The organism is Alteromonas sp. HB246098 (assembly GCF_054890645.1).
Genome location: NZ_JBTZUG010000004.1, coordinates 189,172 through 205,176, shown reverse-complemented (window position 1 = coordinate 205,176; position 16,005 = coordinate 189,172). Strand labels below are relative to the sequence as shown.

Genomic DNA, 16,005 nt, shown 5'->3' with positions numbered 1-16,005 from the left:
TAACTTAAGAGCAACACAGTATTATGTTCGATCAAAACGTGACTTCACCTTTTACTACTACAGTAACTACGCCTTCACAAACGCAAGCTCAAAAGCCACTGCGTGACTCTGTAAAGCAAGCGGTTAACAAGTACCTTAAGCAATTGGATAACGCAAACATCGATAACCTGTACGAAATGGTACTGGCTGAAGTTGAAGCGCCGCTGCTAGAAGAAGTCATGACTTACACACGCGGCAATCAAACCCGCGCTGCCATCATGATGGGCATCAACCGTGGCACACTTCGCAAGAAGCTTAAGCAATACGGCATGAACTAAGATTCCAAGGGCTTTGCCCACCAAAGAGCACCAAACGGTGCTCTTTTTGTTTCAACACTACAACATTAGAAACTTAAAATTTATGCAAACACCAAAACCTATTAAACGTGCTCTCCTTAGTGTCTCTGATAAAACCGGTATCCTCGATTTCGCGACAGCGCTGCATAACGCTGGCGTAGAACTTCTGTCGACGGGCGGTACCGCGAAACTACTTGCTGATGCTGGCTTACCTGTGAAAGAAGTCTCTGATCACACAGGTCACCCAGAAATCATGGCTGGTCGTGTAAAAACTCTTCACCCTAAAATTCATGGCGGTATCCTTGGTCGTCGCGGTACCGATGAAGCGGTGATGGAAGAACACAACATTGCGCCTATCGATCTTGTGGTAGTTAACCTTTACCCGTTTGCTGCAACAGTGGCAAACGAAGATTGCACGCTAGAAGATGCAATTGAAAATATTGATATCGGTGGCCCAACGATGGTACGCGCTGCTGCAAAAAACCATAAAGATGTGACTATTGTGGTTAATGCGTCTGACTACTCTCGCGTACTTGCAGAGATGAACGACAACAACGGCTCTTTGTCTTACAGTACACGCTTCGATCTAGCCATCAAAGCATTTGAACATACAGCTGAATACGACGGCATGATTGCGAACTATTTCGGTGCCCGTTTAGATAGTGCTGCATGCGAAACAGGTTGTTGTGAAGATAGCAGCGAATTCCCGCGTACTTACAACATGCAGCTTACTAAGAAGCAAGACCTTCGCTATGGCGAAAATAGCCATCAAGAAGCGGCCTTCTATGTAGAAAACGATATTCAAGAAGCGTCTGTGGCTACCGCTACTCAGCTTCAAGGTAAAGAGCTATCGTTTAACAACATTGCTGATACCGATGCGGCGCTAGAGTGCGTGAAAGAATTCGAAGAGCCAGCATGTGTAATCGTTAAGCACGCTAACCCGTGTGGTGTTGCTATTGGCGACGATATTCTAAGTGCATACGATCGTGCGTTTAAAACTGACCCAACGTCTGCATTTGGCGGCATTATCGCGTTTAACCGCGAGCTTGATGCGAAAACGGCACAAGCCATTGTTGACCGTCAATTCGTAGAAGTCATTATTGCACCAACGGTAAGCGATGAAGCGAAAGAAGTCGTAAGTGCGAAGAAAAACGTACGTCTTCTAGCGTGTGGTGACTGGGCTGGTCAGCTAACTGAAGGTTACGACTTTAAGCGCGTAAACGGCGGTTTATTAGTACAAGAGCGCGACTTCGGCATGGTTGAAATGGAAGACCTAGAAGTTGTGACTAAGCGTAAGCCAAGCGAAGATGAACTGCGCGACCTCATGTTCTGCTGGAAGGTAGCAAAATACGTGAAGTCTAACGCAATTGTTTACTGCAAAGACGGTATGACGGTCGGTGTGGGCGCAGGCCAAATGAGCCGCGTTTATTCTGCGAAAATTGCCGGTATTAAAGCAGCTGATGAGAACCTTGAAGTGGCTGGCTCCGTTATGGCGTCTGACGCTTTCTTCCCATTCCGTGACGGCATTGACGCAGCAGCTGAAGCTGGCATTAAGGCAGTAATTCAGCCTGGTGGCTCTATGCGCGACCAAGAAGTGATTGATGCCGCTGACGAACACGGCATTGCTATGGTGTTTACGGGCATGCGTCACTTCCGTCATTAATAGGTATCTACGCTATATCTTTTAGTGCAGGCTTAGTGAGGGAAACCAACACCTAAGTTAAACACGCAGTAAAGTGGCACTTTGTTACTTTACTGTGTGTTTGTTATTTTTCCTTAACCCTTTTTAATACGCAGACTTGTGGTCATTTGCTTGGTTGTAGTGACATCTCATCGAAGCGACAAAGCTGCGAATTATTCTGCTAAGACGTAAGTGCAAATGGGGGTTAGCTGATAGGCTTGATCTGACCTGTGGTAATTTGTAGTAATAGTGTTACTAATAAATGTTATGTTTTACTAGTCCGCATAGACAATTACCTACCCTCGACAGAAAAAGGAAATAAGAATGAAAAAGTTAGCCCAACTTGTGTTAGCCGCAACACTCGGTGTAACAGCAACCTACGCCAGTGCCGATGCTATTTCTGACGCCGCAATGAGCGATATCCGCTCTGCTAGTGCTAAAGTGCGCGACGAGTATCGCAACCCTCAGCAAACCCTACGCTTTTTTGGCCTACAGCCAGACATGACCGTCGTTGAAATTTCGCCAGGTGGCGGCTGGTATGCCGACATTCTTTATTCTGTTGTAAGACAACACGGAAAATACGTTGCGGCACACTTCTATGTTGACGATGAAACCAGCGGCTATTACAAAAAGTCGGTGGAAGGCTTTAAAGAAAAAATGAAGCCGGGCATGAAGTATGAAGGTGCAGAACTTACTGCATTCGACCCTATGAAAGCGCTAGATATTAGCGAAGCGGGCAGCGCTGATATGGTGCTGACGTTTCGCAACGTACACAACTGGTATATGCGTCACGGTGACGAGGGTATCGACAATGCATTCGGCGCGTTCTTTAAAGCACTTAAGCCAGGCGGTGTACTGGGCGTAGTGGAACATGAGCTACCTGAAAGTGCAGATGATGAAGCAATGAAGAAAAGTGGCTACATGAAGCGTTCTTACGTTGTAGCTGCCGCAGAAAAAGCAGGTTTTGTACTTGAAGCAAGTAGCGATGTAAACGCAAACCCAATGGATAGCGCAGATCACCCGAAAGGTGTATGGACGCTACCTCCTCGCTTGGCGTTAGACGACCAAGATCGTGAAAAGTACATGGCGATTGGCGAGAGCAATCGCATGACGCTAAAATTCACCAAACCAAAATCATAATATTAAACACTCAAAACGGAACAGTTAATGAACGTACTTGTAATTGGCGGCGGTGGCCGCGAACACGCGCTAGCGTTTAAAGCAGCGCAGTCTTCTGATGTTTCAACAGTATTTGTAGCACCTGGTAATGCGGGTACCGCTACAGAGCCTAAGCTTGAGAACGTAGCTATTGATGTTAACGACATCGCAGGCTTAGTTTCTTTTGCTCAAGGTAACGATGTTGCGCTTACTATTGTAGGCCCAGAAGCGCCGCTAGTTGCAGGTGTGGTAGATGCGTTCACTAACGCGGGTTTAATGATATTTGGTCCTACTCAAGCTGCGGCGCAGCTTGAGGGCTCGAAAGCTTTTACCAAAGATTTTTTAGCTCGCCACAATATTCCTACGGCTGAGTATCAAAACTTCACCGAAATTGACCCGGCTATTGCCTATGTTCGCGAGAAGGGCGCGCCTATCGTAGTAAAAGCTGACGGTCTAGCTGCCGGTAAAGGTGTTATCGTTGCGATGACCCTTGAAGAAGCTGAAGATGCTATTCGCGATATGCTAGCGGGCAATGCCTTTGGCGAAGCTGGCAGCCGCGTAGTTATTGAAGAGTTTCTAGACGGTGAAGAAGCGTCGTTTATTGTGATGGTAGACGGTAAGAACGTACTACCTTTTGCCACCAGCCAAGACCACAAACGTGCGGCTGACGGCGATAAAGGGCCTAACACAGGTGGTATGGGTGCTTATTCTCCTGCTCCGGTTGTTACGCAAGACATTCACGACCGCATTATGCAGGAAGTGATCATGCCGACGGTTGATGGCATGGCCGCTGAAGGCAACGACTATGTTGGCTTTTTGTATGCTGGCCTTATGATCATGGCAGACGGCACACCTAAGGTGATTGAGTACAACTGCCGCTTTGGTGACCCAGAAACCCAGCCAATTATGCTGCGCTTAAAATCTGATTTGGTTCCACTTTGCCAAGCGGCATGTAAAGGTGAGCTTGCAGGCAAAACTATTGAGTTTGACGAGCGCGCTGCAGTAGGTGTTGTGCTAGCTGCAGGCGGCTACCCAGGCAGCTACGACAAAGGTGACGTGATTACCGGTTTCAAAGAAGCCGCTAAACTTGAAGGAAAGGTTTTCCACGCTGGTACTGCTCTTCAAGACGGTGACGTTGTTACCGCAGGTGGCCGCGTGCTTTGCGCTACTGCTTTGGGTAACAATGTTACCGAAGCGCAGCAAAAAGCGTATGAGCTACTAAAAACCATTCAGTTTAAAGATGTGTACTACCGCACTGACATTGCGCACCGTGCAATTGCCCGTGAAGCTGAGGCTTAATAAGCGACGCATATAACACAAACATTAAAGACGCGGCGTAAGCCGCGTTTTTTATATCGCCTATTTTTTTGACTCTCTTACCTAACGCTCACGGCAGACTCTCACTTAACGCTCATATTACTATCACTTAACGGGTTAAAAAGACGCAACTTTTTACTTTGACCGTCTATACTTGAACGAAATCAAAGTACAAAAGAATTCATGGTGAATGAAAACCCTTTACATAATGGCAATATGCCTAGCATGCTTTACCTGTGCAGCGAAGAGCAGTGATACCCTCTCTGACTCTCTAGGTATTAGTGGCTTTGCTAGGGTTGTTGGAGGACAGCTAGACACGAGCGAAGCTGAATTCCAAGGCTATTCAAATGATTTTAGCTTTTCTGAACAGTCCTTATTCGCGTTACAAGCGGACTTAAGCATTAGTGAAAAACTTAAACTGTCTGCCCAATTACTTGGGCATTCTAATGACGATAGAGATTCAGGTCTTGAATGGCTTTATCTAACGTATAACGCAAACTCCAATTGGAGCTTTAAGTTAGGCAAATTGAGAACCCCATTTTTTCGCTATAGCGACGTACTTGACGTGGGTTTTGCTTACCCCTGGATTACGCCTCCCGAACAGGTTTACGGCGGTTTCTTATTTTCAAACTATGAGGGACTTAGCGCAACGTATCGCATTCACTTCAATAAATTAAATGTAGAAATTGAAGCTTATTACGGAACTTATGATGGTACTTTTGACCGTGCAGGTGAAGAAACAGCCATTGAAGTAAACGATATTCGGGGTCTTATATTAGGCATATCAAAGGGTGGCTTTCGCGCGCGGGCTTCAGCCATAGTGTCGTCTGACTTCTTCGCAGACATCCCTGGCTTTCAAGACTTTGCTACACTCTTGGAGCTTGCGGGGTACACAGAAAACGCAGACGTTTTCCGATTTGACTCGGACGCGGTTGCGTATCAAGCAAGCCTTCAATACGACTCTCTCGATTATTTTGTTTACTCTGAAGTTATTAAAATTGAATCAGATTTAATCAGTGTTCCCGAAGTTAATGCATACTACCTGACTCTTGGATATCACTTTGATGAGTTTCAAATATTTACTACTATTGCTTCTGCAAATAGCGGCAATGATGTTCCAACAAATCAAATTCCGAAGGGACAATCACCACAACTCACTTCATTGTCTTTTGCCTATGACGCAATAGCCGATAGTCTTCCGCGCTATGACCTTGATTCACTTTCAGTAGGGCTTCGCTGGGACTTTAGACACAACATGTCTGCCAAAGCTGAGGTGACTTGGTTAAGTGGTGAGGAGGGGCAGAACTCATTTTACTCAGAAATTAAAAACCCGGCTTTTGATAGAAATGCGGTACTCACCCAATTTGCACTAGAGTGGGTGTTTTAATGAAAATTCACTCGCTATTTTTTGCCATTCTCTTTGCCATGTTTGCTTCATTCGCAAGGTGCGAAGAAGTCATCATTGTTGCTAACTTAGAAGCACAAGACGCTCCAACTGAAAAATGGCAAATTCGAGACATCTTTATGGGAAATTCTTCTGACTGGGATATAGAGCCTGTTGGATTGCGACCACCCAATACCGCTAGGACAATATTCAATACTAAGTTTATTGCGCTTACAGAGTCCCGCATTCAGGGATATTGGGCGCAAATGCGCTTTAGTGGAAGAAAAACCCCACCAAAAGAGTTTCGTTCTCAAGAAGAAGCGATGGAATATGTACTAAACAATAAAAACTCGATGACGTATGTATTATCGACCACCGAAGTCCCCCAAGGCCTTGTTATTTTGTTTGAAGAACAGTAGCCACCTTCGGCTTTGGCTCTCGGTAGTTCGATAATTGAATATGTGAGCATCCACAGCCAGTGGTTCGGCTTTATCTTATAGCAATGCACTGGCCGGAGGGAGCGCGCAAACTCCTTTTTAAGACCCAAAAGCCTTGATTAACGTCTTCACTACTTCGCTAAAGTCACTTTCCCAAACACAGACGCATCCTTAAACCCTAGGTTTTTATCGCCATTTACGGGGGTAATCTCATGAGAGCCTAAAAAGTGTTCTCTGTCACCGCCATCGGCATCACAGTAGGCCAGCATAAAGCCCAGAGCCATATCTTCTTTTAAGGTTAATGGTGAGTTGTCTTTTCCATGCTGATAACTATCGTCAAATACACGCACAGCCGCTTCCCAATAAATCTTATGAGGCGCCGATATATCTCGCTGCCATTTGTTTTTAACATGATTGTTATACAGCTGCGGCACGGCTTCACCCGCTTCATTCGGACCAATATCAACGACCTGGTTGTCTAGCGCTAGGTGATAAGCGAACGCGTTGTAGTTATTAAAGTGATCGCCACCAGAGGCATCCGCATCAATAAAGATTTCTAGGCAATCATCATCCCAATATCGCTCCAGCGGGTTGGCATAGGTATCTGAGAGGTGGTCGTCTTCTATTTCTGCTAAAAGGTACAACGCCTTTTTATCCCAGCGTAGTTTATATCTACCAGAAAAGTCACTGGGCTCGGGACTGGTGCCCCACATCAGCGAGGTCATTTCGTGCCAATCACCTTCTTTCCATGCAGCATCATTTGCTACGCCATCTATAACGGGTGCATTCGCGGTAAACATAACAGTGTCTGGCTTCGCCTGTGCTGCTGGGACAAGCATAGTGACAAGTAGTGTAGAGGTGAATGCTGATACTAGGGGTTTAGTACTTTTCAATTGAATACGCTCTCAGTTTGCCTTCCTGACGTTTAAACTAACATGTTTTGAGCCCTACTGCGTTTGAAAAGCTGCACAGCAACGCCTCTCCTTGTCAGAAGCATGACATCCATCATTTAGAACAGGTAAGAAGGTTACTTGATTTAGATGAAGAAGAAGCTAAATTAATAATGCGTTTGTTGCAGCATCATCATAAGCTCGATCGTTGATTACGCGCAGGCTCCCGCCAAAACACATGACATAAATAGACAGTGCGTACCTGGTCGCCCTCTTGATTCTTGACGCGCATCAGCTTATAACTAGTACCCGTCATTTCTAAAAAGAATTCCTATGTCTGTCAAACACCCTATTATTGCTATAACAGGTTCTTCTGGCGCGGGTACTACTACCACGACCAATGCTATTCGCCATATTTTCAGGAACTTAAATGTTAATGCTGCAGTAGTTGGTGGTGATAGCTTCCATCGTTTCACTCGCCCAGAAATGGAAGTAGAAATTCGTAAAGCCCAAGAGCAAGGCAGGCACATCAGCTATTTCGGCCCTAAAGCTAATGACTTTGAACTACTGGAGACGCTTTTTAGAGAATATGGTAGTTCGGGTACGGGGCAGTTTAGGCAATATCTTCACACCTTTGATGAAGCCGTGCCTTTTAACCAGATGCCGGGCACCTTTACACCGTGGCAAGATTTACCTCAAAACACCGACTTGCTGTTTTATGAAGGTTTACATGGCGGTGTTAAAACTGAAGAAAATGACGTCGCTAAGCACGTAGACTTGCTGGTTGGCATGGTGCCAATTGTAAACTTAGAATGGATTCAAAAAATCGTGCGCGACACTACTGACCGCGGCCACTCTCGTGAAGCAGTGATGAGCAGTATCGTTCGCGGCCTAGACGATTACTTCCATTACATTACGCCGCAGTTTTCTCGCACCCACGTTAACTTCCAGCGCGTCCCGACCGTTGATACCTCGAACCCTTTCAGCGCCAGGGAAATTCCAACCCAAGATGAAAGCTTTGTTGTAGTTCGCTTCAGACGAGAAATGAAGAATGTCGATTATCCTTACTTGCTTCAAATGATTGACGGTTCATTTATGTCACGTATCAATACGTTAGTTGTGCCAGGCGGTAAAATAGCACTGGCAATGGAACTTATTCTTACACCACTGCTTGAAGATATTCTGAATAAGAAGCGACGAGCCGGCCATCAAATGGATTGGCTTAGCCCTGGCGAGTAGCCGTTCAATACCTGCCACGGTTAAACGCGGCAGCTCTATCTAAACAGCCCTCAGACCGTTTTCTCCAACTATCGGGCCCCATAATTAAAATACGTCGAATCAGTATTACATTTAACCTAGAAACCTTTTTTAGAGACAGATTAATATTGAAAATTAACGGAAACACCAATTAGCCTATCCGCCGTTTTGGGAACAAATTGGATAACAGATTCTCCTTGCCCTGTGGAGTCTACAAAAGCAGCTAAGTTATTAACATATTGTGTATCAAATATATTCTTAACGAACAAAGACACGGAATATCTCTGTGACGCTGCAGTATATCCGATGAATACATCCGCGATGCCATACGCCCCCTGTATGGTTGCAGGGTTTTGGCTCGCATCATATTGCACTTCTGATTGCCAACGATGATTCGCTTGCAAAAACCATGTTGCACCGTTGCTCAAGGCATCACTCTCATAGTGCAGCCCAGAAACAATTTTAAATTCAGGAGAAAACGTCGTGGTTTCACCAGATACATCCTTTGTACCTGACTCAGAGCACGATGGGCTAGGGTCGTTTACATAGCAGGCCACCGAATACGATTGAAACTCTGCATCTAACCACGTTGTGGCTAACGTTAAAGTGAGATTATTGGTGGCGGCGAACATTCCGTCTATTTCAAGACCTCTCTGCCTTGTTTTACCAGCATTAGTGGGCCTGAAAATCACATCTGTCTCATCAAAATAGGAGACCTGCGTATTCTCAAAATCTTGCCAGAAAAGTGCGCTTGTAAGATTCAGTCTTCGATTAAACCATTGCGTTTTATAACCGATTTCGTAGGCATCGACATACTCAGGCTCTAGAGGCGCACTATCAGGCAACGCAAAGTCTGCGCCAGGACCCTTGTACCCTTTGGAGTAGGTAGCATATGCATTGGCACCTGATTCTAAAGCATACTGAAAAGAAAGCTTTCCCGTTGTTTCAGTATAATGCTGCTTGCCTGCCCCCTCATAACGAGGTTCAGGTAAATCGCCTTCCTCAACAATCCCGCGCTGTTGAACGTCCCATTCAAATACATCACGTTGAGACCTCAATCCCAAAGAGACTGAAAGCTTCTGACTCAATTCATAATCAAATTGACCAAATAACGCGTAATATTGCGTTGATACATCCGTAAGTTGATCGTAGGACTGACTCGCCACATAGGCAGCTGGTGGTGGAACCCCTTCACAGTTACTGTAAACAGGCCTTGCCGCAACTAAGTCGTAGCATACGGTTCGCCTTTCTTGATTAATACCTATGTAATTCGTACCCCACAAATACGCACCTATAGTGTATTGAAAGGCCCCTTCGTGAGTTGATTGGAGCCTAACTTCTTGTGACATTTGCTCCGTGTCTTTCGTGCTGTTTACTACGCCTCGAAAAGAAGGCGTACCATAGCCAATATAGGCACTGACGGGAATATCTACACCTGTTGAATCTATATCTAGTGCATCATCCATTTGCCAGTTTCTGTATGCGGTAATTGAGGTTATTTGATGGTCGTCTAACCACCAATTTAATTCTGCACTGCCCCCCCAATCTTTCATGTCGTAATGATGAGGATCGTTGATATTCACTTGTCGATTACTTTCTCCAGGTATAACTGGTGTTCTCGAGTCAATATTACTCGCTTCAAGTGAGGCCTCGCTCACCGACCGAAATACTCGCACGCCAGAGGGGGCACTTGTGTCCGAATAGTCAGCAATGAGCATCAACTCAATATTATCATTTATATCCCATTGCAGCTTACCTCTCGCACCTTTGGCTCGCTCTTTATCTAGGGAAGGACCGTCATTGTTGACGTTCTCAATATGACTCGTTGCCACATATTTATAGTTCCCCGACAATCGGAATGCGACTTCATCCGAAATTGGCCCCGTCACCGTGCCTTTCGCATTCCATTCTCCGTATTCATCATAAGAGACCGACGCACGCATTGCTTGCTCTTCGAAACTGGGCTTTTCAGTCACAATATTAAGCACCCCAGCGGATGCATTTTTGCCAAACAATGTGCTTTGCGGTCCCCTTAATACTTCTACTCTTTCTGTATCCGCTAAGCTTCCAAAAAATTGGCCCTGTCGAGCAAGCACTACACCGTCGACTACTGTTGAAACGCTCGACTCCACCGTAGCTGAGTTAATGGTGGTCCCGGTTCCTCTTATGTAAATGCTTTTCTGGAACGGTGACAAATTATCTTGCAGTGAAATAGACGGCGAAATATGCACAATATCCTCGAAATCACTCACCCCACTGCGTTCAATGACATCTCCCGTCAATGCCTGAACAGACATCGGCACCTCTTGTATTGATTGAGTGCGTTTCTGTGCCGTCACTTCTATTACTTCTAAAGCAGGAGCATCTAACGTCTTACTTTTCTCATCCTTCAATTGCGGTTCATCTGCTTTTACTCCCGCTCCCATCATCACCGCCCATACGCCAACAACAAGGTTTAGCATCTTCGCATTTTTCATATAACCCCCTTGGAAACACCGTTTATTCACACATAATTTACATCCCATAAACATAACTCTAATCATAATTGCACAGAAGTGCAATATTGCACTTCTGTATAATTTAGTTATTATTGTCATTCGATTCAGTTATCAATTGCGAATACAGGGCTAATAAAATGAACTCGACAAATGTGTCTGGTGAAAACAGGTTCACCCGAAAAAAGCATAAGACGCGATTAAAATTGCTGACTGTGGCGACCGAACTTATTGCAAGAAAAGGGTTTGAAACATTAACTGCAGATGACATTGCAGAAGGGGCTGATGTCGGCAGAAGAACCTTTTATAACTACTTTGAAGGGAAGGTCGATTGCATTACAGAGGCGGTGAGAGTGCGCTACGAAGCGTATGCACAGGCGCATACAGAACAACTATCGCAAGTTTTGATAGAGTCACATGCCGACAGTGCCGACGTTGTTGCGAGGATGGCAAACGCAATGTTTAATAGCATAGCTACTGATCCAATAACCGAAAAGCTTACTGCATACCCCCACATCCTCAACAATGCGATCACTGAAAGTCAACGGGATTTTCTAACGGCGAATATCGCAAATGGCGTTATCAGCGGTCGCTTTCAACCCGTCGCGTCACCAGAAATAGCAGAACCCATTACAAGTTGGGGCTTCATCGGATTAGTCATTGCCTCTATTCACCGCCAGAGCCAAGTGCCAGACGGAATGGAGTGGGCACGTTTTGTCCTAACTATGCTTGGTCTTTCTCATCATGAAATTGATGCACTCAACATTTTTCAAGAGCTATAAGATATGAAAAAAATCGTCGTTTTCTTCCTATTAAGCATTGTCTTTATCATCGCTATTTGGGGTGTTAATCCATTTTCTCACTATCGAGAAACTTCAGGACTCTTTAATCCAGCGTACAATAATCTTGAAACCGGCATTACCACCCAACCCAATGGTGTAATTGTAGTAAAAGCGCTTACTCGCATGCCAAAAGTAAAAGCGAAGATGGTGCGCTGGTGGTTCGCGGACTACATGCAAACTACCGCTCACTATCAGAAGTGGCACCCCAAGGCGCATGTGTGGATGAGTTGGGAAAACAAACGAGAAGGAGAAATTATTGGAGCCAGTCACCTTGTGCACGAATACATTGGCAACGAACTTCAAAAACTTCGTATCCAGTTTGTAGACCCTGTTGAATTTTTTCCTGACTACACACCATCGAAAAGTGAAACTCTGTTATGTGCTCGGGCGGGTGAATTGAAAGGCGACTTAAATCTCACGACCATGTGCCACTACATTCGCGATACTGAATTTGGTGCAGAAATGCGTTCCATTTTTTGGTTGGGGCATGTTGCAAAGCGCGAGGGAAATCAACAGGTCCGCTCGATCGAAGGGCTGCTCGGCAATACAGCTTTAGCAAGGTACTTCTTGCTCAACACCTCTCTGGCAAACGACTTGATGACTCATGCTATTGAAGAAATGGGAAATCTAGCGGATTTTTTACCTCAATTGTATGAAGACAACCTGCCGACTAAATAATATATTCGCTAACGATATAACAATCTATTTACAACTTAAAGTCGAAATCACCTTAAAAGTGCGTCATGGTAAGTCCCCTTTAACCAGCATTTTAGGTGATGCGATGCCAACGGCAACCAGTACGCAAATATGGGTGAAACAAGACGACTTAGATCAAACTCAAGTAGTCGAACGCCTGCTTTTTACACAAACGTTGGGGGAAGACGAAATCTTACTAGAAATCGACAGCTTCGGCTTTTCTGCCAATAACATCACCTACGCGGCATTGGGTTTTAAAATGGGCTACTGGGGCTTTTTTCCACCACAAAGTAATGACGATGGTGTTAACCCAAACGGCTTTGGCATAGTACCCGTTTGGGGCTTTGCCACTGTCAAAACATCTTGTCATCCTGATATCAAAGAAGGCGAGAAAGTATTTGGTTACCTGCCCATGGCGAGCCACTGGGTAATAAAGGCCGGAAAAGTTGCCCCTCACGGATTTTCAGACGTACATGAAATGCGCAAAAGCATTAGCCCAGTTTACGACCAATATCTGCGCTGTGCAGCGGACCCTGGCTACGACGAAAAACGTGAAGCGTGGCAGCTAAATTTTAGGCCTCTTTATATGACGTCGTTCGTGCTTGATGACTATGTTGCTGAGAAAGCAAAGGGTGAAACCTTACTGTTATCTAGCGCTTCAAGTAAAACCGCGCTAGGTACAGCACAGTTACTAAAAGATCAAAAATCGGCGCGAAACGCCAGCTATCAAGTGGTTGGGTTAACCTCTCAGTCTAATGTAGATATGGTCAAAGCATCGGACTGCTACGATGCAGTATATAGCTATGATGACCTATCTGCGCTTACGAATGTCAGTAGCGATTCGCGCTACTGGCTTCTTGATTTTGCAGCTAACGGCACGCTAATCAATAACCTTAGTGAGCTGCTTGGCGATAGCTTAAGCGAGGTAACCTTAATTGGTGCAACAGATTGGAAAGCCGAAGAAAAGCCAAACCCAAAACTGCTTAATGCAGAGATTTTCTTCGCACCAGCACGCGTAAAACTGCGCCAAGAGCAATGGGGGCATGAGGCCTTTTTAGCGAAGTACACGGGTGCATGGCAGCGCTTCGCCTTAAAAGTCAGCGACCAGTTCTTCGAGCAGTCGCACCAGGGCACTAATGCTATAACACAGTTATACCTGGAGACACTTAACGGCACGGCAAATACTAAAGCCCTTAATATCGCTACTTTTGATTAGCGTTACATAGCAACATGGGGTCGTACCCGCTTTAGACACTATTTGTAACAAACATGCTCTATCTTTTACGCTTTTGTCGCTTTTGTATTTCACATCTTGTGGTTATAGTGAAACAAACGTAAAACAAAAGGTATGAGTATGGGTCAGGAAACCTCTAAAATTCTCGTTGTCGATGATGACATGCGTCTGCGAAGCCTATTAGAGCGCTACTTGCTAGAACAAGGCTATCAAGTTCGCAGTGCCGCTAATGCAGAGCAAATGGATAGGTTGCTTGAGCGCGAGAATTTTCACCTTATGGTTTTAGATCTTATGCTACCTGGCGAAGATGGTTTATCTATTTGTCGCCGTCTGCGTCAGCAAGAAAACGACATGCCCATTATTATGCTTACTGCAAAGGGCGATGAAGTTGACCGCATTATTGGCCTTGAAATGGGTGCAGATGATTATTTGCCAAAGCCATTTAACCCGCGTGAGCTTTTAGCCCGCGCTAAAGCAGTATTGCGTAGGCGCAGCAGCGAAGCGCCGGGCGCACCGTCTAAAGACGTGCAAATTGTGGAGTTCGGCAATTACAAACTTAATCTCGCCACCCGTGAGATGACAGCGGGCGATACGCCGTTGACACTGACAAGCGGCGAGTTTGCAGTATTAAAGTCTTTGGTTACTCACCCCCGCGAGCCTTTGTCGCGAGACAAATTGATGAACTTAGCGCGAGGCCGAGACTACAGCGCCCTAGAACGCAGTATTGATGTTCAAGTTTCTCGCCTGCGGAGAATGCTTGAAGACGACCCAGCCAACCCGCGCTACATTCAAACTGTATGGGGTTTAGGGTACGTTTTCGTCCCAGACGGCGAGCAAGTTTAACCCCTTATGAGCAACACATTAGACGGTGCGCTATGCGTTTAATTCCCAAAAGTGCATTTGGTCAAACCGTCATGCTCATTGGCGTGTTGTTGCTCATAAACCAAATTGTGTCGTACATCTCAGTAACCTACTACTTTATTCAGCCAAGCTACCAGCAAATTAATAGCTTATTGGCTACACAAGTAAAGTCTGTGCTGGCTAACGATTTACTTGTGACTAATCAAGAAACACGGGACAGCTACTTTCAGCAAACGCAGGTGCAAGTATTTGATGAAAGCGTAGCGAGAAAGAACGGCCTAGAAAGCGCGGTTTATTACAGCTATATATCAACGCAGGTTAGTGAACAGCTTAGGCAGCTTGCCGATGTACGCATTAGCACAACCACACAAGCTAGCGACGAGAACGCGCCTTACATCGTATGGATATCTCTTAATCGCTACCCAGACACCTGGATTTCTATTCCCATTTCGGGTTTAAACGAAGCGAATATCTCCCCACTGACTATGTATTTAATGGTAATTGGCATATTGAGCGTAGCCGGTGGCTGGCTGTTTGTAAGGCGCATGACGCGGCCCTTATCAGCCTTACAAAAAGCAGCAATTGCCGTGGGTAAAGGTGAGCATCCAGCGCCGCTTCGCGAACAAGGCAGCACGGAAATGATCCAGGTTACTCGCGCTTTTAACCGTATGAATCAGGGCATAAAGCAGCTAGAGAACGACCGTAACATCATGACCGCAGGTATTTCTCACGACTTGCGCACGCCGCTTACTCGTATTCGCCTTGCATCAGAAATGCTGCCAGAAGATCAGGATTGGATAAAAGACGGCATTGTGAACGACATAGAGGACATGAACGCCATCATTGACCAGTTCATTGACTATGCACGTTACGACACCGAAGAAGTGACTCAAGAAACCGATTTAAACGCAATTATTGCAGAGCTGGTGCAAGCAAGGCACTTAGATGACAAACATCATATTGAATTAAAGCTCAACGCCATTCCGCCACTATCACTGCGGCGTATTGCCATGAAGCGAGTGATCGACAATCTCATTGAAAATGCTTTTAAATACGGCTCTGATGAAATTGCCATTAGCAGTTTCTATAACCGTCACGAAAAGCGTGTGTACTGCAAAGTACGTGATTTCGGGCGAGGTATTCCAGAAGAGGAACTAAACAGCGTTTTCATGCCATTTGCGCAAGGTGACAAAGCGCGAAATTCGTCTGGTTCGGGTCTAGGGCTTGCTATTATTCGAAGAATTGTAGAGGCCCATGACGGCGAAGTGTCGCTTAGAAACCACCCGCAGCAAGGGCTAGTTGCCGAGTTTTACTTACCCTATCTTTCAGAGCTTCCTAAAAAGAAATAGGCCTGCGTTACGCCGTTAATTTGTAGCGCTATGCATACCGGCTAGAAATGTTTGTTCGCACAAAGCCAG

At 45.5% G+C, this 16,005-nt stretch carries 14 protein-coding genes; 12 read left to right on the top strand and 2 right to left on the bottom strand.

Going from position 1 to position 16,005, the window contains the following annotated elements; genetic code table 11:
- Positions 1-23: 23 nt before the first annotated feature.
- From fis to ACYTPF_RS10835, 6 genes are all read left to right on the top strand, one after another.
- Positions 24-317: a DNA-binding transcriptional regulator Fis gene (fis, locus tag ACYTPF_RS10860; RefSeq protein ID WP_012520109.1), complete on the top strand. Its 294-nt coding sequence runs from the start codon at positions 24-26 to the stop codon at positions 315-317.
- Between the two features lie 82 nt (positions 318-399).
- Complete coding sequence (purH, locus tag ACYTPF_RS10855) at positions 400-1,998, top strand: bifunctional phosphoribosylaminoimidazolecarboxamide formyltransferase/IMP cyclohydrolase (protein WP_461852221.1); 1,599 nt, start codon at positions 400-402, stop codon at positions 1,996-1,998.
- A gap of 342 nt (positions 1,999-2,340) precedes the next feature.
- Positions 2,341-3,156 carry a class I SAM-dependent methyltransferase gene (locus tag ACYTPF_RS10850; RefSeq protein ID WP_461852220.1) on the top strand — a complete coding sequence of 272 codons (816 nt, stop codon included), beginning with the start codon at positions 2,341-2,343 and terminating at the stop codon, positions 3,154-3,156.
- A 27-nt stretch (positions 3,157-3,183) separates the two neighbouring features.
- Positions 3,184-4,473: a phosphoribosylamine--glycine ligase gene (gene purD, locus ACYTPF_RS10845; RefSeq protein WP_461852219.1), complete on the top strand. Its 1,290-nt coding sequence runs from the start codon at positions 3,184-3,186 to the stop codon at positions 4,471-4,473.
- Between the two features lie 208 nt (positions 4,474-4,681).
- Positions 4,682-5,878, top strand: coding sequence for a hypothetical protein (locus ACYTPF_RS10840; RefSeq protein WP_461852218.1), 1,197 nt, complete (start codon positions 4,682-4,684; stop codon positions 5,876-5,878).
- Positions 5,878-6,294, top strand: coding sequence for a hypothetical protein (locus ACYTPF_RS10835; protein WP_461852217.1), 417 nt, complete (start codon positions 5,878-5,880; stop codon positions 6,292-6,294). Before ACYTPF_RS10840 ends, ACYTPF_RS10835 begins: the two co-directional genes overlap by 1 nt.
- Positions 6,295-6,443: 149 nt before the next feature.
- Here the strand turns inward: ACYTPF_RS10835 and ACYTPF_RS10830 are convergent, their stop codons facing one another.
- Positions 6,444-7,205, bottom strand: coding sequence for a sugar-binding protein (locus tag ACYTPF_RS10830; protein WP_461852216.1), 762 nt, complete (start codon positions 7,203-7,205; stop codon positions 6,444-6,446).
- Between the two features lie 330 nt (positions 7,206-7,535).
- On the opposite strand from ACYTPF_RS10830, the gene ACYTPF_RS10825 reads away from it, so the two are divergent.
- Complete coding sequence (locus ACYTPF_RS10825) at positions 7,536-8,441, top strand: phosphoribulokinase (protein ID WP_461852215.1); 906 nt, start codon at positions 7,536-7,538, stop codon at positions 8,439-8,441.
- A 140-nt stretch (positions 8,442-8,581) separates the two neighbouring features.
- Here the strand turns inward: ACYTPF_RS10825 and ACYTPF_RS10820 are convergent, their stop codons facing one another.
- On the bottom strand, positions 8,582-10,936 hold the full coding sequence (locus ACYTPF_RS10820; RefSeq protein WP_461852214.1) for a TonB-dependent receptor: 2,355 nt from the start codon (positions 10,934-10,936) through the stop codon (positions 8,582-8,584).
- Between the two features lie 158 nt (positions 10,937-11,094).
- On the opposite strand from ACYTPF_RS10820, the gene ACYTPF_RS10815 reads away from it, so the two are divergent.
- From ACYTPF_RS10815 to envZ, 5 genes are all read left to right on the top strand, one after another.
- Complete coding sequence (locus ACYTPF_RS10815; RefSeq protein ID WP_461852213.1) at positions 11,095-11,736, top strand: TetR/AcrR family transcriptional regulator; 642 nt, start codon at positions 11,095-11,097, stop codon at positions 11,734-11,736.
- A gap of 3 nt (positions 11,737-11,739) precedes the next feature.
- Positions 11,740-12,474, top strand: a complete 735-nt coding sequence (locus tag ACYTPF_RS10810; RefSeq protein WP_461852212.1) for a DAPG hydrolase family protein — start codon at positions 11,740-11,742, stop codon at positions 12,472-12,474.
- Positions 12,475-12,577: 103 nt separating this feature from the next.
- Positions 12,578-13,708 (top strand): DUF2855 family protein, encoded by a 1,131-nt coding sequence (locus tag ACYTPF_RS10805; RefSeq protein WP_461852211.1) that lies wholly within the window; start codon positions 12,578-12,580, stop codon positions 13,706-13,708.
- Positions 13,709-13,846: 138 nt separating this feature from the next.
- Positions 13,847-14,569, top strand: coding sequence for an osmolarity response regulator transcription factor OmpR (gene ompR, locus ACYTPF_RS10800; RefSeq protein ID WP_118491268.1), 723 nt, complete (start codon positions 13,847-13,849; stop codon positions 14,567-14,569).
- 32 nt (positions 14,570-14,601) lie between these two features.
- Complete coding sequence (gene envZ, locus ACYTPF_RS10795) at positions 14,602-15,936, top strand: two-component system sensor histidine kinase EnvZ (RefSeq protein WP_461852210.1); 1,335 nt, start codon at positions 14,602-14,604, stop codon at positions 15,934-15,936.
- Positions 15,937-16,005 lie beyond the last annotated feature (69 nt).